The sequence below is a fragment of the Brevundimonas sp. genome (genome assembly GCF_046293315.1).
Lineage (GTDB): Bacteria > Pseudomonadota > Alphaproteobacteria > Caulobacterales > Caulobacteraceae > Brevundimonas.
Window position 1 is genome coordinate 60,788 of the sequence record NZ_JBKBPF010000011.1, and the last position, 16,078, is coordinate 76,865.

Consider the following 16,078-nt stretch of genomic DNA (forward strand, 5'->3'; position numbering starts at 1 on the left):
TGTTTGATTCCGTTACACTAATCAGGCAGCGACGGCCTGGCGGCGGGACTTCTCCCGGGCCACCAGTTCGCGCGCCAGACGCAGGTACGCCTGGCTGCCCGCACACTTCAGGTCATAGATCAGGGCCGGCTTGCCGAAGGACGGCGCCTCGGACACCCGGACGTTGCGGGGGATCACGGCGTCATAGACCTTGTCGCCGAAATGGGCCCGCACATCGGCCTCCACCTGGGACGACAGGCTGTTGCGCCGATCGTACATGGTCAGCACCAGTCCCTGAATTTCCAGAGCCGGATTAAGGCTTTGGCGGACCATCTCAATGGTCTTCATCAGCTGGGTCAGGCCCTCGAGAGCGAAGAATTCGCATTGCAGCGGCACCAGCACCGCGTCCGCGGCGGGCAGTCGATGAGCACATAGTCATACCGGGTATGGCCGCCCTCCCCCTGCGCCCGCAGGGCGTCGCGCAGGCGATAGGCGCGGCGATCGGCCTGGCTGAGCTCGATCTCGACCCCGGACATGTCCGCATCGGCGGGCACGATATCCAGGCCCGGCACGGCGGTTTTCACCGCCGCGTCGTCGATGGAACGGCCATCCACCACCACGTCATAGATGGTGACGGTGCGGGATTCGCGGCCCACGCCCAGACCGGTGGAGGCGTTGCCCTGGGGGTCCATGTCCACGATCAGGCAGCGCTGGCCGATGGCGGCCAGGGCGGTGCCCAGATTGATGGCCGTGGTGGTCTTGCCCACCCCGCCCTTCTGGTTCGAGACCGCGAGGACGCGGGTCTGGTGACGATCAGCGGGCACGGCGCAATCCCCGGACTTGAACAACATGGCCCCGCCCGTCGGTCAGACGCGACGGATGGAGCTGAGCCTTGAAATGCCAGGATAAGCGCGCCGACTTCAACTCGTCGGGGGCCTTTTCTCCCTTGAGGAACAGACCTTGTGCACCGCGATCCATGAAGGGCTGTGCATAACCGAGCAGCTTGTCCATGGGGGCGACGGCGCGGGCGGTGACCACATCAACGGTTAGGGCCTGTTCCTCGGCCCGGCCGTTGATGACCGTGGCGGGGATAGCCAGCTCGACCGTCACCTGCTCCAGAAAGCGGCAGCGTTTTCCAAGGCTGTCGATCAGATGGGCATGGGCCCCCGGGCGCCCTTTCAGGAAGATGGCCAGAACCACGCCGGGAAGGCCCGCCCCTGCCCCCAGATCGGCCCAGGTCAGGGCGTCAGGGGCGTGGGCCAGCAGCTGCCAGCTGTCCAGCACGTGGCGGGCCCAGTAATCCGGCAAGGTGGAGGGCCCCACCAGGTTCATGACCGCGTTGGCCTCGGTCAGCAGGACGCGGAAGCGCTCCAGATCCGCCATCTGGGCCTCGGTGGCGCCGCTGAGGGCCTGAAACTGCGCGGCGGTCAGGCTCACGCCGCCACGGTCCGGCGTTGTTTCACGTGAAACAAGAGGGCGGTCAGGGCGCCGGGGGTCATACCCTCGATGCGGCCGGCCTGACCGAGGGTGCGGGGGCGGACGCGCTCCAGCTTCTCGCGCACCTCGTTCGACAGGGCGCCGATCGCGGCGTAGTCGAGCCCGTCTGGCAGGATCAGGGCTTCTTCCCGACGCAAGGACTCAGCCTCGGTCCGCTGGCGGTCGATATAGCCGGCATAGCTCGCGTCGATCACCACCTGTTCACCCACCACCTTGGGCCAGTCGGCCATGGCGGGGACGACGGAGGTGAAGTTGTCCAGGGTCACGCCCGGATAGGCCAGCAGGTCGCGGATGGACCGGCGCTGACCGTCGGCATTGACAGCCACGCCCAGGGTCCGGGCTTCGTTGGGGGTGAAGATGGTGGTGCGGACCACCTCATCGGCAGCCTTCAGGAGGCGGGCCTTGTCGGCGAAGGCGGCGGCGCGTTCTGGGCCGACCAGACCCAGGTCCACGCCGCGTCCGGTCAAGCGTTGATCGGCGTTGTCGGCCCTCAGAGTCAATCTGTACTCGGCCCGGCTGGTGAACATGCGGTAGGGCTCGGTCACACCGCGTGTCACCAGATCGTCGATCATGACGCCGATATAGGCTTCGTCACGACCAAAGGTGACGGCGTCGGCGCCCGAGGCGGCGCGCGCGGCGTTCAGCCCGGCCACCAGGCCCTGGGCACCCGCCTCCTCATAGCCCGTGGTGCCGTTGATCTGGCCCGCGCACCACAGACCCGGCAGGCGCTTCATCTGCAGCGACGGGTCGAGCTCGCGAGGGTCGATATAGTCATACTCGATGGCGTAGCCGTAGCGGATCACCTCGACGGCCTCGAGCCCGGCCATGGTGCGCAGGAAGGCGAGCTGGGTTTCCGGCGCCACCGAGGTGGAGATGCCGTTGGGGTAGACCGTGGGGTCGTCCAGCCCTTCAGGCTCGAGGAAGACCTGATGGCTGTCCTTGTCGGCGAAGCGCACCACCTTGTCCTCGATGGACGGGCAATAGCGCGGGCCACGGCCGGACAGGTGGCCGCCGTAGACGGCCGACTGGCCCAGATTGGCGGCGATGATCGCGTGGGTGCGGGCATTGGTGGCGGTGATGCCGCAGGCGATCTGGGGAACGGTGATCCGGTCCGTGAGGAAGGAGAACGGGACGGGGGTCTCGTCGGCCTGCTGCATCTCCAGCCGGTCCCAGGCGATGGTGCGGCCATCCAGACGCGCCGGGGTGCCGGTCTTGAGACGGCCCATGTTCAGGTCGAGCCCGTAGAGGCGCTGCGACAGGCCGATGGCGGGCTGGTCGCCGTGGCGGCCGGCGGGGATGCGCTCATCGCCCCGGTGGATGACGCCGTTCAGGAAGGTGCCCGTGGTCAGGACCACGGCGGCGGCGCGGAACACCCGGCCGTCACCGTCCACAGCGCCGACCACGCGGCCGTGCTCGATGACCAGATCCTCCACCGCTGCGGCGACAGTCGTCAGGTTCGGGGTCCCGGCCAGCTCGGCCTGCATGGCCTCGCGATAGAGCTTGCGGTCGATCTGGGCGCGCGGCCCGCGCACGGCCGCGCCCTTGGACCGGTTGAGCAGGCGGAACTGGATGCCCGAGCGGTCGGCCAGACGGCCCATGACCCCGTCCAGGGCGTCGATCTCGCGCACCAGATGGCCCTTGCCCAGACCACCGATGGCCGGGTTGCACGACATCTCGCCGATGGTGTCGAGCTTGTGGGTCAGCAGCAAGGTGGCCGCCCCCATGCGCGCAGCCGCCGTCGCCGCCTCGCAGCCCGCATGGCCGCCGCCGACGACGATGACGTCCCAGACTCTGTTTTCGGGCGATTGGGTCACGGGCGGGAACTCTGAACTCGGGGCGGGGCCTATAGCATCAGATGGGCGCCCGGTCATCCTTGCGCGAGGGTCGGGGGGCAGGCTGGCGATGTTTCACGTGAAACAGACCTATTTGCCGATGCAGAAGCTGGCGAAGACCTCCCCCAGCACGTCCTCGACCCCGACCGCGCCGACAATCTCCGCGAGGGCGTTGGCCGCCTGCCGCACATCTTCGGCCGCGACCTCGGGGCCGATGGCCATGGCGGTGCGGGCCGACGTCAGATGATCCCGGGCCAGCTCCAGCCGGATGCGGTGGCGTTCCCGGGTCACGGCGGGGAAGTCGGCGCCGGACAGGTCGTCGGCGATGCGGCGGGCCAGCCAGGCTTCCAGAGCGTCCAGCCCCTCCCCCCGTTCGGCGCTGATGGCCAGATGGGCCATGCCGTCGGGCGGCCTCTGCACGTCAAGGTCGGCCTTGTTCAGCACCGCCAGATCGCCCGGCTGCACCAGATCCGCCACGGCCGCGCCGTCGAAGCCCGGCGCACGGACCCAGAGACGCAGCTCGGCCTCGGCCGCCCGGGCCCGCGCCCGGCGCACGCCCTCCGCCTCGATGGGGTCGGCGGTGTCGCGCAGGCCGGCCGTGTCCATCAGGGTGACGGCGTAGCCGCCGATGGTCAGATGGGCCTCCAGCACATCACGGGTGGTGCCCGGGGTCGGGGTGACGATGGCGGCCTCGCGTCCTGCCAGCCGGTTGAAGAGAGTCGACTTGCCCGCGTTTGTGTCGCCGATCAGGACGATGCGGTAGCCCTCGCGGATGCGCTCGCCGCGCCGGGCCTGACCCAGCGCCGCGTCGATGTCGGCGGACAGGGCGGCGATCATGGGGCCGACCCGGTCCGACAGCCCGCCGGGCACACCCTCCTCGTCGGGGAAGTCGATCTCGGCTTCGAGCAGGGCCAATATAGACAGCAAGGAGGCGCGGAACCCGGCGTAGCGGTCGGACAGGGCGCCCCCCAACTGGCCGAGCGCTTGGCGGCGCTGGGCGTCGGATTCGGCGTCCACCAGGTCGGCCACCGCCTCCGCCTGGGTCAGGTCCATGCGGCCGTTCTGGAAGGCGCGGCGCGAGAATTCCCCGGGCCCGGCGGGGCGCAGGCCCAGGTCGGACAGGGCCCGGGCGCAGGCCTCGAACACGGCGCGGCCGCCGTGCAGGTGCAGCTCGGCGCAGTCCTCGCCGGTGAAGCTGGCAGGGCCGGGCATCCAGAGGATCAGGGCCTGATCGAACACTTCGCCCGAAGCGTCACGCAGGCTGCGGAGCGAGGCCCGGCGGGGTTCGAGGCCGCCGGCGCCGAGGGCTGTCAGCGTCGCCTCGGTCGCGGGGCCCGACAGCCGGACCACGGCGATGGCGCCGCGGCCGGGGGGGGTGGCGAGGGCGTAGAGGGTTTCAGTCATTGGCAGGGTGAGGAAAAGTCTGTGCGGCGGACAGGCCCCCTCCACCGCTTCGCGGTCCCCCTCCCCCAAAGGGGGAGGAGACCAATCATGACTTCGTCGCGCTTTCCATGAGGCGGCGGAACTGGTCCTGGGCCTGGAGGCCGAAGCTGGTCCAGGTCTTCATCAGCTCGTCGGGCTGCATGGCGGCGATGTTCTCGTCCATGCGGCGCTGCATCTCGGCCACCATGTGGTCGTTCAGCGGCTCCACATTGGGCAGGCCAAGGAAGGCCCGGGCCTCGGCCGGTTCGCAGTCGATCTCGATCTTGACCTTCATCGCAGGCTCCCTTGTTTCACGTGAAACATGAAACGGCCCTCAAGCAGCTCCCTCCCAAGCGGTGGGAGGCTGCAGGGCCAAATCAGGTGTTCATGGACTGGAAGAAGTCCCCGTTGTTCTTGGACTGGCGCAGCTTGTCCAGCAGGAACTCGATGGCGTCCTGGGGGCCCATGGGGTTGAGGATGCGGCGCAGCACATAGGTCTTGGCCAGCTGATCCTTGGGCACGATCAGGTCTTCCTTGCGGGTGCCGGACTTCAGCACGTCGATGGCGGGGAAGATGCGCTTGTCGGCGACCTTGCGGTCCAGCACGATCTCGGAGTTGCCGGTGCCCTTGAACTCTTCGAAGATCACCTCGTCCATGCGGCTGCCGGTGTCGATCAGGGCCGTGGCGATGATGGTCAGGCTGCCACCCTCCTCCACATTCCGCGCGGCGCCGAAGAAGCGCTTGGGCCGCTGCAGGGCGTTGGCGTCGACACCGCCGGTCAGGACCTTGCCCGAGGACGGCACGGTGGCGTTGTACGCACGGCCCAGGCGGGTGACGGAGTCCAGCAGGATGACCACGTCGCGCTTGTGCTCGACCAGGCGCTTGGCCTTTTCGATGACCATTTCGGCCACGGCCACGTGACGGGTGGACGGTTCGTCGAAGGTGGAGGCGACGACCTCACCCTTCACCGTGCGCTGCATGTCGGTGACTTCCTCGGGGCGCTCATCGATCAGCAGGACGATCAGATAGACCTCGGGGTGGTTCTGCTCGATGGACTTGGCGATATTCTGCAGCATCACCGTCTTGCCGACCCGCGGCGGCGCCACGATCAGGCAGCGCTGTCCCTTGCCCAGCGGCGCGACGATGTCGATGACCCGGCCCGAGCGATCCTTCAGCGTCGGATCCTCGATCTCCATGTTCAGACGGGAGTCGGGATACAGCGGCGTCAGGTTGTCGAAATTGACCTTGGTGCGGACCGTCTCCGGGTCCTCGAAATTGATGGTGTCGACCTTGAGCAGGGCGAAATAGCGCTCGCCCTCCCGGGGGCCCCGCACCGTGCCGTGCACCGTGTCGCCGGACCGCAGGCCGAACCGGCGGATCTGGGACGGGCTGACGTAGATGTCGTCGGGGCCGGGCAGATAGTTGGCGTCGGGGCTGCGCAGGAAGCCGAAGCCGTCGGGCAGAACCTCCAGCACGCCGTCGGCGGAGATCTCCACCTCCTCATCGGCCAGCACCTTGAGGATGGCGAACAGCAGGTCCTGCTTGCGCAGGTTCGAGGCGTTCTCGATCTCCAGACCCTCGGCGAAGGCGACCAGGTCGGCGGCGGACTTCTCCTTCAGCTCCTCCAGCGAGATGCGCTCGCCGAGCCCGGCGCCGCGCTCGTCATCGCCGTTTTCGGACTCTCCGTCGCTGTCGGACGGGGTGTCGGCGGTCTGATCCTCGACCGTGGTGTCGTCAGCCGGAGTCTGGTTTTCGGTGTCGGTCATGAGCGTATCGCGAAGAGGCCGCGCGGCAGGGGCCGGGCGGGCGGGGGAGGAAAAGGCGATGTCTGGCCGCAAGGCCGGAGGGAAAAGACGAATACCCGAGCATCAAGCGGGACGGTCGGGGCGTCTTGAGAGAAGGGCAGCGCATTTCTGCGCCTCGTCGCCAGCGACACCACAGGCCGGCGGCAAGGTCAAGCGGAACGGGTCAGAAGGCCCATTCCAGGGTCACGGACAGGACCATGACGATGGCGGCGATGAAGGGCAGTTCATTGGTCATGCGCCAGTACCGCTCGGACCGCTGGTTGGTCCCGGCTGCGAAGCGCTTTCGGGCCACGCCCAGATGGTGATGCCAGCCCGTGAGAACCAGGATGCCGACGATCTTGGCGATCATCCAGGGCTGGTGGGCGAAGGACCAGTCCGCGCCGGAGCCGCTGCGCAGCCAGAATAGCCACAGGCCGAAGACCCAGGCCGCGATCATGGCCGGATTCATGATCAGTTTCAGTAACTTGCGTTCCATCGTCTGGAACGTCTGGTCCATCTCCCCGCCCGGCGTCGCCTTGACGTGGTAGATGTACAGGCGCGGCAGGTAGAGCAGGCCCGCCATCCAGGCGATCACCGCCAGGATGTGTAGCCCCCGGGCCAGATCATAGGCGTTCATGCCGCCATCCCGCGGCAGGGACAGGCTTTCCAGTCGCCCTGACAGCCGGTGCCGTAGGGCGCGATGCCGGTGCGGTCCACGGCCGAGCCGACCGCTTCCGAAAGGGCCTCGATGAACGCGCCCGCCACGCCGACGGCCGGAACGCGGATATAGGGCGCTACGCCCTTTTCCTCGGCCAGGTGGCCGTATTCCACGTCCAGCTCGACGAGGGTTTCCACATGCTCGGAGACAAAGGCGATGGGAACCACCACCGCGCCGACCCCGTCACGTCCAGCCTGTTCGATAGCGTCCGGCGTGGACGGCCCCAGCCATTTCAGCGGTCCGACCCGGCTCTGATAGCAGATGGTCCAGTCCTGCAGGCCCAGACGCTCGACCACCGCAAAGACGGTGCGCTCTACCTGCTCCTGATAGGGATCGCCTTTCCCGTGCACCAGGGTCTCGGGAATACCGTGGGCGGAGAACAGCACCCGCACGGGGCGGTCCCCGACCTTCTCGAGCTGTTCGGTGATCAGGGCCGCCTGGGCCTCGATCCAGCCGGTGGCCTCGGGGTAGCAGCAGACAGCGCTGATCCGGCCCGGCCCGCGATAGTGTTCGCGCCAAGCCTTCAGCGACGACTGGGTGGTGGTGGTCGAGAACTGCGGATAGAGCGGCAGCAGCACCACCTGATCCGGGGCGAAGGCCGCCACCGCTTCGGCCGTTTCCGGCGTCAGGGGATCCCAGTAGCGCATGGCGATGAAGACCTGGACGTCGTCGCCGGGCCAGTCCTGCTTCAGGCGCTCGCGCAGCGCCGCGGCCTGTTTTTCTGTTTCCGGCAGCAGGGGCGAGCCGCCGCCCATCATCGCATAGTTGGCCTTGGCCTCCTCCTCGCGTTTGGAGGAGATGAATTTCGCCAGCGGCGTACGGACAATGCCGGGCAGGCCGATGATCGCCGGGTCGTTGAACAGGTTGAACAGGAACGGCCTGACCGCCTCGGGACCATCGGGGCCGCCGAGGTTCATCAGGACGACGGCGATGCGGCGGGGCGAGGCTGTGTCGGTCATTGGGCTCCGATCCGTCGGAGCACCTGCTCCACATGGGCGATGGGCACGTCAGGTAGGATGCCGTGACCCAGATTGAAGAGCCACGGCCCCTGGCCCCAGGCTTCCATCAGTTGATCCACCCTGCGGTCCAGCGCCGCACCCCCCGCCCGGAGCAGGAGGGGGTCCAGTGCGCCCTGGATCGGCTTGATGGCCTGGACCCGGCGTCCCACGGCCAGCGGGCAGGCGGTGTCCAGCGCCACGGCCTGCACATCCACATCCCGCGCATAGCCCTCGGCCAGCGCCGCCGAGCCGCGCGGAAAGCCGATCAGGGGCACGGTGACGCCCAATTCGCGAAGGCGAGCCACCAGCTTCTGGTGCGGCTTCAGGACGAGGCGGTCGAACAGGTCATCAGGCAGGCCCTCGGCCCAGCTCTCGAAGATCTTCAGGGCCTGGGCGCCGGCGTCCGCCTGCATCTTCAGATACCAGGCGCTGGATTCCACCAGCACGTCCAGGAGAGCGTCCACCTTCCCGGGTTCCGCATAGGCGTAGGTGCGCGCCTGGGCCCGTTCACCCTTGCCGATGGTGCGCGCTTCGCCGTCCAGCATGTAGGTGGCCACGGTCCAGGGGGCGCCGGCGAAGCCGATCAGGGCGCGCTCGGGCTCCAGGGCCTCACGAACCCGCGACAGGGTCTCGCCGACCTCGGACAGGGCATCTCCGGCCCCCGCGGCCAGATCGCGCATGGACGCCACATCGGGCAAGGCGCCCAGCCGGGGGCCCTCTCCGGCCTCGAACCAGACCTCCTGGCCGAGGGCGCGGGGGATCAGGAGAATGTCTGCGAAGACGATGGCCGCGTCGAAGCCGAACCGCCGCATGGGCTGCAGCGTCACCTCGGCGGCCATCTCGGGGTTCAGACAGAAGGCGATGAAGTCGGGCGACCGGGCCCGCAAGGCCCGGTACTCCGGCAGGTAGCGCCCGGCCTGACGCATGAACCATACCGGGGGCCGCTCGAGGGTCTCACCCCGAAGGGCGCGAAGGAAAACGGGGTCGACACTGGCCATGCCGAGCCGTTTACGGGGCCAGACCGTCCCACTCAATCCTTACTCATGAATTAGAGTCTTGAGAGATGGGGGTAGAGTCTTGGGCGGGGGACCACGGGGACAGTTTCGGGGTCCTTGGCCCACGGCGCCAAGTTGCTCCCCCGCGGGACGCCGATCATCCACCGGGGACGGCCGTGGGGATGATCCGGCGGGATAGTGTTAACAAAACCTTACCGACCCTTTGCCTGTCAGCCTTCGGGGAAATCAGCGCGGAGGGGATAAGTCCACATCCCGGGCGTCCGTCCCCACGCTGGGCGCCGCGGATCACACACTTGGGATGGAATGCACCCGACCGGCGGGATCGTCCCCGTAATCCCGAAGGATGCGCCCGCCCGCCCGAGAGGCTATGGAAAAGTCATGAAACCGTCCCCAGCCGTCCGGGGCGCCGCCCACAGGTTCGCCCCCCGATGATCGCCAAGCCGGGCCGTCTGGCCACCTATTTCCACGTCCACCTGGTCTCGGACTCCACCGGCGAGACCCTCAACGCCATGGCCAAGGCTGTGGTGGCCCGTTTCGACGGGGTCATTCCCATCGAGCACATCTACGCCCTGGTGCGCTCCCACAAGCAGCTGGACAAGGTGCTGGACTCCATCGCCGCCTCGCCCGGCGTGGTGCTGCACACCATTGTGGACCGGGAACTGCGCGCGGCGCTGGAGGACGGCTGCCGGCGTCTTGGCATGCCCCAGATCGGGGCGCTGGATCCGCTGGTGGGGGCCCTGTCGCGCTATCTGGGCGCCGCCATCTCGACCCGGGTGGGCGCCCAGCATGCGCTGGATACGGACTATTTCAACCGTATCGGGGCGCTGGACTACGCCATCGCCCACGACGACGGACAGAGTCAGAACGATCTTGAGAACGCCGATGTGGTGCTGGTGGGGGTCAGCCGCACCTCCAAGACGCCCACCTGCATCTATCTGGCCCACCGGGGCGTGCGGGCGGCCAATGTGCCGCTGGTTCCGGGGCAAGAGGCGCCGGAAAAGCTCGACGGTCTGAAGACTCCGTTGATTGTAGGTCTGACTGTGGCGCCGGATCGACTGGTGCAGATCCGGCGCAACCGGCTGGAGGGCCTGGGGGAAGTGCGCGGCTCCACCTATGTGGACCACGAGTCGGTGCGCGACGAGACGGTGCGGGCCCGCCGCATGTTCGAGCGGCGCGGCTGGCCCACCATCGACGTGACCCGCCGCTCAATCGAGGAGACGGCCGCCCAGGTCATCAATCTGCTGAACGAACGCCGGGCAAAGACCGGCGAGCCCGACGCGGGCGGGGCGCAGTCATGACCGGAACCCTGATCCTGGCGTCCAAGAGCGCGGCGCGGCGGGCCATGCTGACCGGAGCGGGCGTGCCGCATGAGGCCACGTCCGCCGATGTGGACGAGGGCGCGCTCAAGGTCGACCTGCTGGCCGGCGGCGCCGATCCGGCGGGCGTGGCGCTGGCCCTGGCGCGGGCCAAGGCGGAGGCGGCGTCGAGCGCCCATGCCGGGCTGGTGCTGGGGTCGGACCAGACGCTGGATCTGGACGGCGGCCTGATCGACAAGGCCGACAGTCTGGACGAGGCGCGGGTGCGGTTGGGGGCCTTTCGCGGCAAAGGCCATGTGCTGCATTCCGCTGCGGCGCTGGCGGTGGGCGGTGAGACAGTGTGGAGCGCGGCGGATTCGGCGCGCATGCAGGTGCGGGCCTTCTCCGACGCCTTTCTGGACGCCTATCTGGCGGCGGAGGGCGAGGCGATTCTGTCCAGCGTCGGCTGTTACCGGCTGGAAGGTCTGGGCGCGCAGCTGTTCGAGCGCATCGACGGAGACTATTTCACCGTGCTGGGCATGCCCCTGTGGCCGGTGCTGGCGGAACTGCGGGCGCGGGGAGTTCTGGCGTCATGACGATTACAGGCGCGGTCTTGCTGGCCGGGATCGTGGGGCGGCCCGTGGCCCATTCGCTCAGCCCCGTGATCCACAATGCGTGGATTGAATCGGCGGGCATGGATGCGGTCTACGCCGCCTTCGCCCCGCCCGACGAGGCGGCCTTTGAGCTGCTGATCGAGGCGGGCCGGGCCGGCATGATCCACGGGCTTAACGTCACCGCCCCGTTCAAGGGTCAGGCCCTGGCCTGCGCCGACGAGGCCAGCGACACGGCGCGGGCCTGCGGCTCGGCCAATGTCCTGGCGTTCCGGGACGGGCGGGTGAGGGCGCACAGCACCGATGGAGAAGGCTTGCTCAAGGCGCTGGCAGACCAGGCGCCCGACTTCGACCTGACGGCGGGGCCGGTGCTGTTTCTGGGCGCGGGCGGCGCGGCGCGGGCGTCGGTGGCGGCCCTGCTGGCCGGGGGCGCGCCGGAGGTGATGATCCTGAACCGCACGCGGGAGCGGGCGCAGGCGCTGGCGGAGACCTTCGATGGCCGGGTGCGGGTCGCGGGAGACGATCCGGGCGAGATCGCCGGGGTGCGGCTGGTGATCAATGCGGTCGCCGGACCCATGGAATTCGATTTCGGACGCACGGCGGACGCCGTGGCGGCGCTGGACATGACCTACAAGCCGCTGGAGACGCCGTTCCTGATGGCGGCGCGCGCGCGGGGCCTGACCGGGGTGGATGGGCTGGGCATGCTGACCGGACAGGCGGGGCCGTCGTTCGCGTTCCTTTTCGATCGGCCACCGCCGACCCTGGATCCCCGCGCGGTGGTGCTGGCGCATCTGCAGGGGCTTGAGCCGTGATCGTGCTGGGTCTGACCGGCTCCATCGGCATGGGCAAGTCCACCACCGCAGCCCTGTTCGCCGAGGAAGGCGCCCTGGTCTGGGACGCAGATGCGGCGGTGCATGATCTTTATGCCTGGGGCGGGGCGGCGGTTGCGGCGGTGGAGGCGGCTTTTCCGGGGGTTTCAGGGCCGGACGGCGTGGACCGGGCCAGGCTGGCCGAGGCCCTGCGCGCGGACCCGGACGGCTACGCCCGTCTGGAGGCCATCGTTCATCCTCTCGTACGCGAGCACCGGGGCGACCTGATGGCCGAGGCTCGGGCGGCGGGGGCGCGGCTGCTGGTGCTGGACATTCCCCTGCTGATGGAGACCGGCGGCGACGCCGAGGTGGATGCGGTGGTGGTGGTCACGGCCCCGTCCGAGGTTCAGCGGGAGCGGGTGCTGTCGCGGCCGGGCATGACGCCGGAGCGCTTCGCCGAGATTCTGGCTCGCCAGACGCCCGACGCGGACAAGCGCGCCCGGGCCGATTTCATCATTGAAAGCCACAGGGGGCTGGACCATGCCCGGGATCAGGTGCGCGCGGTTGTGGATACGGTGCTGAAACCCGGCTGGGCGGGCCGTCGGGGGATTCCCTCAGACGGCGAAACGCCGCAATAAGGGGCTATGGCCCGCGAAATCGTCCTCGACACCGAAACCACCGGCTTTGACCCGAAGACGGGAGACCGGCTGATCGAGGTGGGCTGCATCGAGATCGATGATCTGCTGCCCACGGGGCGGACCTTTCACCGGCTGGTCAATCCCGAGCGGCTGATCCCGCCGGACGCCATCCGGGTGCACGGCATCACCGACGACAAGGTGCGCGGGGCCCCCAAATTCGCCGAGATGGCCGACGACCTGCTGGAATTCATCGGCGACGCGCCGGTGATCGCCCACAACGCCGCCTTCGACCGCGCCTTCATCAATCACGAGCTGAGCCTGTGCGGCCGGCTTCTGGTGGACGAAGGGCGATGGATCGACACCCTGGGTCTGGCCCAGGCGCGGTTTCCCGGCATGGCCAATTCGCTGGACGCCCTGTGCAAACGCTTCAAGATCTCGCTGGCGGAACGCACCCTGCACGGCGCCCTCATCGATGCGCGGCTGCTGGCTTCGGTCTATCTGGAGCTGAAGGGCGGCAAGGAGCGGGTGCTGGACCTCAGCGCTGCGCGGGGGCCTGCGGTGGCGGGCTTTCAGGCCGTCAGCCACGGCCAACGGTCGCGGCTCCTGCCCGAGCGCGTCTCGCCCCAGGAGGCGGCGGCGCACGCCGCCTTCCTGCAGAGCCAGTTGAAGGATCTGTCCCTGTGGCGCGGCTATGGGGTGGAGGCGGCCGAAACCGCCTCCTGACTCAAAATCAGGCCTGGCCTTGGGCCGGCGGGATGGCCGGGGCGCCGTTCTGCTGGGCTTTGCGGGCGGCGTAGATGGCCGCGAAGTCCAGCGGCTCCAGCAGGAAGGGCGGGTAGAAGCCGCCGTCGGCGCTGGCCGTGGCGATGATCTGGCGCGCGAACGGGAACAGATAGCGCGGGCACTCGATCAGCAGCATCTGTTCGATCGCCTTTTCCTCGACGCCGCCGATCTGGAACAGGCCGCCATAGACCAGCTCGATCTGGAACATGGCCTGATCCTTGGACGTGGCCTTGACCGATAGCTTGATGTCCACCTCGAACAGACCGTCCGCCCGGCCCTGGGCGCTCATCTCGACGCCCATGTCGATCTGGGGCTTGCCCTCAAAGCGCAGGCTTTCCGGCGCCTTGGGGTTCTCGAACGAGAAATCCCGCATGAACTGGGTCAGGACGCGGAAGTGCGGGCCGGCCGGCGGCTGGGCGCCCTGCGGTACGGGAGTGGACGCGCCGTTCTCGTTGGTGTCGGTCATGAGCTGGAAGAGTTCCGGTTTGAGGCCATACGCCATGGTTTCGCCAAAAAAAGGCGGTCGCGGGGCTGCTAGCATCGGCGGCGGCGGCCCGCAACGCCCTCGTCGCCGAAGGCCCGGGGCTCGCGCCCGCCTTGCGCGCCCCCATATGAGACCTTAAGCCCAGACTGCAGCCGTTGAGAAAGCCATAGCCGTGTCCTCTTTCCCGTACGAACTCCTTCTGATGGCGGCCATCGCCGCCTTCGTTCTGTTCCAGCTTTACAACGTGCTGGGCAAGAAGGTGGGCCGCCAGCCCGAGGACGGGGTGAAGAAGCCGCCGAGGATTCCGGGCGTCCCCGCCGCCCCGGAGCCGGAGCCGCGCCCCGACACGCCGGTCGACGCCGCCACGGCCGCTGCGGCCGCCGGCCTCAAGGCGCGCGACCCTTCGTTCGACCCGACGCGCTTCCTGGACGGAGCGCGGCAGGCCTATGAGACCATCGTGCGCGCCTACGCCTCCGGCGATCGTGAAGCCCTGCGTCCCCTGCTGGCGCCTGGCGTCATGGCCTCGTTTGAAAGCGGCATTGCGACGCGAGAGGCGCGCGGCGAACAGGACAGCGTGGAGTTCGTCCATCCGCCTCGAGCGGATCTTGAAACCGCCACAGCGGAGGGCGACCGCGCCCTGGCCAAGGTGCTGTTTCTGGCGGAGCTGCGCAGCAAGGCGACCTCGGGTTCCGGCGAGGAGACCGTGGACGAGCGCCGCACCGCCGAGCTCTGGACCTTCGAGCGATCCATCGGCGCAAATGATCCGAATTGGGTGCTGAGCCGGGTTGAGGCGGCCAGCGCCTGATGCGGAGGGTTCTCCTGGCGGTGGGTGTGGCGCTCACGGCGGCTGCGTGCGCCACCGCTCCATCGCCTCAACCCGGGCCTGCACCGGGGCCCGGGCCGGCGCCCCCGCCTGTTCCCGGCCAGCCGGCGCCGTGGACGCCCGGGCCAGTGGACCCCGCCTTCGCCGCCCTGCCCGGCTGGGTCGGGGAGGATCATCTCTCGGCCCTGCGCGGCTACGCCGAGGGCTGCGGGGCCGACCGCAGCGCCTGGAGCGTGTGCGAGGCCGCGAAGCTTCTGGCCGCCACGCCCGGCGCCACCGGCGAGAACGCCCGATTGTTTTTCGAGACCCGATTTCGTCCCGAAGGCGGCGATGAAACGGGCCTGCTGACCGCCTATTTCGCCCCTGAGTACGAAGCCCGCGCTGTGCGGGACGCGGAATTCTCGGCGCCCCTGCTGGCGCCCCCGCCCGACCTGACGCGGACCCAGGGGGCCGACGGACGGGCCCTGTATCGCCAGCGGCTGCCCAATGGGACGGTGCGCGACTATCCCGACCGGGCCGCCATCGAGACGTCCCACGATCCCGCTCTGGTCATGGCTTGGCTGAAGCCGGAGGACCTGTTCTTCCTGCAGATCCAGGGCTCGGGCTATCTGACATTCCCCGACGGATCGACGGCGCGCGCCGCCTACGCGGCCGACAATGGACTGAGATTCCTGGGCATCGCCCGGCCCATGGCCGACGAGGGCCTGCTGCCCCGTGACGGCACCTCCGGTGAAGCCATCCGGCGCTGGCTGGCGGCAAACCGGGGGCCGGAGGCCGACCGGGTCATGCGCCTGAATCCGCGCTACATCTTCTTCCGGCTGGAGCCCGACGACGGCAAGGGCCCGGCGGGGGCGGCGGGAATTCCCCTGCCCGAGCGCCGCGCCATCGCCGTGGACCCGGCCCACTGGCGCTATGGCGAGCCGGTCTGGATCGCGGCCAACGGCGCCGGGCTGATCGGCGCCCGCGACAGCTATTTCGGCCTGATGACCGCCCTGGACACCGGAAGCGCAATCCGCGGTCGCGTGCGCGCCGACTTCTACATGGGCCGCGGTCCTGTGGCGGGGGAAGAAGCCGGGACCGTGCGCCACCCCTTGCGCATGTGGCGGCTGATTCCGCGCTAGACCGGGAATCCCGAATCAAAAAGGCCCTGCCGGTCCCGGCAGGGCCTTTCCGCTTTCAGTCCGGAGACACGGCTAGTTCAACCGCGCCTCGAGCGTTCGTATCTCTTCCTTCAGTCGGAGCTTCTGCTGTTTGAGCTCCCTGACGCGCAGCGAGTCCGTGCCGGGTCGGGTCATTTCCTGCTGAATGGTCTCATCCAGATTGCGGTGACGATTTCCCAGTTCGCGAATGCGAGCGTCAATGGCCATGGCTTGCGCCTCCATGTTAAGG

General features: G+C 68.7%; 18 protein-coding genes and 1 pseudogene. 7 read left to right on the top strand and 12 right to left on the bottom strand.

Annotated features, from left to right (window positions below; all coding sequences use genetic code 11):
• Nucleotides 1-21: 21 nt before the first annotated feature.
• The 10 genes and pseudogenes from ACK4SE_RS11030 to hemE form a co-directional block, all read right to left on the bottom strand.
• The gene (locus ACK4SE_RS11030; RefSeq protein WP_409692572.1) at nucleotides 22-327 is read right to left on the bottom strand and encodes a ParA family protein; all 306 of its coding nucleotides are present in this window, start codon (nucleotides 325-327) and stop codon (nucleotides 22-24) included.
• Between the two features lie 9 nt (nucleotides 328-336).
• Nucleotides 337-830, bottom strand: a pseudogene (locus ACK4SE_RS11035) (ParA family protein); the annotation flags it as partial.
• Nucleotides 793-1,362 carry a 16S rRNA (guanine(527)-N(7))-methyltransferase RsmG gene (rsmG, locus tag ACK4SE_RS11040; protein WP_409692575.1) on the bottom strand — a complete coding sequence of 190 codons (570 nt, stop codon included), beginning with the start codon at nucleotides 1,360-1,362 and terminating at the stop codon, nucleotides 793-795. The pseudogene ACK4SE_RS11035 and the gene rsmG, both read right to left, overlap by 38 nt.
• A gap of 50 nt (nucleotides 1,363-1,412) precedes the next feature.
• Nucleotides 1,413-3,347 (bottom strand): tRNA uridine-5-carboxymethylaminomethyl(34) synthesis enzyme MnmG, encoded by a 1,935-nt coding sequence (gene mnmG, locus ACK4SE_RS11045; protein WP_409692449.1) that lies wholly within the window; start codon nucleotides 3,345-3,347, stop codon nucleotides 1,413-1,415.
• A 51-nt stretch (nucleotides 3,348-3,398) separates the two neighbouring features.
• Nucleotides 3,399-4,712 (bottom strand): tRNA uridine-5-carboxymethylaminomethyl(34) synthesis GTPase MnmE, encoded by a 1,314-nt coding sequence (mnmE, locus tag ACK4SE_RS11050; RefSeq protein WP_409692452.1) that lies wholly within the window; start codon nucleotides 4,710-4,712, stop codon nucleotides 3,399-3,401.
• 85 nt (nucleotides 4,713-4,797) lie between these two features.
• Nucleotides 4,798-5,025: a DUF6489 family protein gene (locus tag ACK4SE_RS11055; RefSeq protein ID WP_409692454.1), complete on the bottom strand. Its 228-nt coding sequence runs from the start codon at nucleotides 5,023-5,025 to the stop codon at nucleotides 4,798-4,800.
• 82 nt (nucleotides 5,026-5,107) lie between these two features.
• A complete protein-coding gene (gene rho, locus ACK4SE_RS11060; protein WP_409692457.1) occupies nucleotides 5,108-6,496 on the bottom strand; it encodes a transcription termination factor Rho in 1,389 nt (462 codons plus the stop codon).
• A 202-nt stretch (nucleotides 6,497-6,698) separates the two neighbouring features.
• Complete coding sequence (locus tag ACK4SE_RS11065) at nucleotides 6,699-7,151, bottom strand: CopD family protein (protein WP_409692460.1); 453 nt, start codon at nucleotides 7,149-7,151, stop codon at nucleotides 6,699-6,701.
• Complete coding sequence (gene hemH, locus ACK4SE_RS11070; protein WP_409692463.1) at nucleotides 7,148-8,191, bottom strand: ferrochelatase; 1,044 nt, start codon at nucleotides 8,189-8,191, stop codon at nucleotides 7,148-7,150. Before hemH ends, ACK4SE_RS11065 begins: the two co-directional genes overlap by 4 nt.
• On the bottom strand, nucleotides 8,188-9,228 hold the full coding sequence (hemE, locus tag ACK4SE_RS11075) for a uroporphyrinogen decarboxylase (RefSeq protein WP_409692466.1): 1,041 nt from the start codon (nucleotides 9,226-9,228) through the stop codon (nucleotides 8,188-8,190). The genes hemH and hemE overlap by 4 nt, the downstream gene beginning before the upstream one ends.
• Nucleotides 9,229-9,674: 446 nt before the next feature.
• Between hemE and ACK4SE_RS11080 the strand changes: the two genes are divergently transcribed.
• Genes ACK4SE_RS11080 through dnaQ form a run of 5 tightly spaced genes read left to right on the top strand, consistent with a single transcriptional unit; the run spans nucleotide 9,675 to nucleotide 13,322 of the window.
• On the top strand, nucleotides 9,675-10,544 hold the full coding sequence (locus ACK4SE_RS11080; RefSeq protein WP_409692469.1) for a pyruvate, water dikinase regulatory protein: 870 nt from the start codon (nucleotides 9,675-9,677) through the stop codon (nucleotides 10,542-10,544).
• Nucleotides 10,541-11,137 (top strand): Maf family protein, encoded by a 597-nt coding sequence (locus ACK4SE_RS11085; protein WP_409692471.1) that lies wholly within the window; start codon nucleotides 10,541-10,543, stop codon nucleotides 11,135-11,137. The genes ACK4SE_RS11080 and ACK4SE_RS11085 overlap by 4 nt, the downstream gene beginning before the upstream one ends.
• Entirely contained in the window at nucleotides 11,134-11,964 is an 831-nt protein-coding gene (locus tag ACK4SE_RS11090) for a shikimate dehydrogenase family protein (protein WP_409692474.1), read from the top strand. The genes ACK4SE_RS11085 and ACK4SE_RS11090 overlap by 4 nt, the downstream gene beginning before the upstream one ends.
• Complete coding sequence (gene coaE / locus ACK4SE_RS11095; protein WP_409692477.1) at nucleotides 11,961-12,599, top strand: dephospho-CoA kinase; 639 nt, start codon at nucleotides 11,961-11,963, stop codon at nucleotides 12,597-12,599. Before ACK4SE_RS11090 ends, coaE begins: the two co-directional genes overlap by 4 nt.
• A gap of 6 nt (nucleotides 12,600-12,605) precedes the next feature.
• On the top strand, nucleotides 12,606-13,322 hold the full coding sequence (dnaQ, locus tag ACK4SE_RS11100) for a DNA polymerase III subunit epsilon (protein ID WP_409692479.1): 717 nt from the start codon (nucleotides 12,606-12,608) through the stop codon (nucleotides 13,320-13,322).
• A 7-nt stretch (nucleotides 13,323-13,329) separates the two neighbouring features.
• Here the strand turns inward: dnaQ and secB are convergent, their stop codons facing one another.
• On the bottom strand, nucleotides 13,330-13,848 hold the full coding sequence (gene secB, locus ACK4SE_RS11105) for a protein-export chaperone SecB (protein WP_409692482.1): 519 nt from the start codon (nucleotides 13,846-13,848) through the stop codon (nucleotides 13,330-13,332).
• A 220-nt stretch (nucleotides 13,849-14,068) separates the two neighbouring features.
• Between secB and timA the strand changes: the two genes are divergently transcribed.
• Together timA and ACK4SE_RS11115 are read left to right on the top strand one after the other, a co-directional pair.
• Nucleotides 14,069-14,671, top strand: coding sequence for a TIM44-related membrane protein TimA (gene timA / locus ACK4SE_RS11110; protein ID WP_409692577.1), 603 nt, complete (start codon nucleotides 14,069-14,071; stop codon nucleotides 14,669-14,671).
• Between the two features lie 146 nt (nucleotides 14,672-14,817).
• Complete coding sequence (locus ACK4SE_RS11115) at nucleotides 14,818-15,810, top strand: MltA domain-containing protein (protein ID WP_409692485.1); 993 nt, start codon at nucleotides 14,818-14,820, stop codon at nucleotides 15,808-15,810.
• Nucleotides 15,811-15,882: 72 nt separating this feature from the next.
• Here ACK4SE_RS11115 and ACK4SE_RS11120 read toward each other — a convergent pair whose 3' ends face one another.
• The gene (locus ACK4SE_RS11120; RefSeq protein ID WP_409692488.1) at nucleotides 15,883-16,056 is read right to left on the bottom strand and encodes a YdcH family protein; all 174 of its coding nucleotides are present in this window, start codon (nucleotides 16,054-16,056) and stop codon (nucleotides 15,883-15,885) included.
• Between the last annotated feature and the right edge of the window lie 22 nt (nucleotides 16,057-16,078).

Coding starts and splice junctions, on each gene's coding strand:
- timA (WP_409692577.1), top strand. CDS start 14,069: ATGGCGGCCATCGCCGCCTTCGTTCTGTTCCAGCTTTACAACGTGCTG.
- hemE (WP_409692466.1), bottom strand. CDS start 9,228: ATGGCCAGTGTCGACCCCGTTTTCCTTCGCGCCCTTCGGGGTGAGACC.
- dnaQ (WP_409692479.1), top strand. CDS start 12,606: ATGGCCCGCGAAATCGTCCTCGACACCGAAACCACCGGCTTTGACCCG.
- ACK4SE_RS11120 (WP_409692488.1), bottom strand. CDS start 16,056: ATGGCCATTGACGCTCGCATTCGCGAACTGGGAAATCGTCACCGCAAT.
- ACK4SE_RS11055 (WP_409692454.1), bottom strand. CDS start 5,025: ATGAAGGTCAAGATCGAGATCGACTGCGAACCGGCCGAGGCCCGGGCC.
- ACK4SE_RS11090 (WP_409692474.1), top strand. CDS start 11,134: ATGACGATTACAGGCGCGGTCTTGCTGGCCGGGATCGTGGGGCGGCCC.
- mnmE (WP_409692452.1), bottom strand. CDS start 4,712: ATGACTGAAACCCTCTACGCCCTCGCCACCCCCCCCGGCCGCGGCGCC.
- hemH (WP_409692463.1), bottom strand. CDS start 8,191: ATGACCGACACAGCCTCGCCCCGCCGCATCGCCGTCGTCCTGATGAAC.
- ACK4SE_RS11085 (WP_409692471.1), top strand. CDS start 10,541: ATGACCGGAACCCTGATCCTGGCGTCCAAGAGCGCGGCGCGGCGGGCC.
- rsmG (WP_409692575.1), bottom strand. CDS start 1,362: ATGGCGGATCTGGAGCGCTTCCGCGTCCTGCTGACCGAGGCCAACGCG.
- rho (WP_409692457.1), bottom strand. CDS start 6,496: ATGACCGACACCGAAAACCAGACTCCGGCTGACGACACCACGGTCGAG.
- secB (WP_409692482.1), bottom strand. CDS start 13,848: ATGACCGACACCAACGAGAACGGCGCGTCCACTCCCGTACCGCAGGGC.
- ACK4SE_RS11080 (WP_409692469.1), top strand. CDS start 9,675: ATGATCGCCAAGCCGGGCCGTCTGGCCACCTATTTCCACGTCCACCTG.
- ACK4SE_RS11030 (WP_409692572.1), bottom strand. CDS start 327: ATGAAGACCATTGAGATGGTCCGCCAAAGCCTTAATCCGGCTCTGGAA.
- ACK4SE_RS11065 (WP_409692460.1), bottom strand. CDS start 7,151: ATGAACGCCTATGATCTGGCCCGGGGGCTACACATCCTGGCGGTGATC.
- mnmG (WP_409692449.1), bottom strand. CDS start 3,347: ATGACCGGGCGCCCATCTGATGCTATAGGCCCCGCCCCGAGTTCAGAG.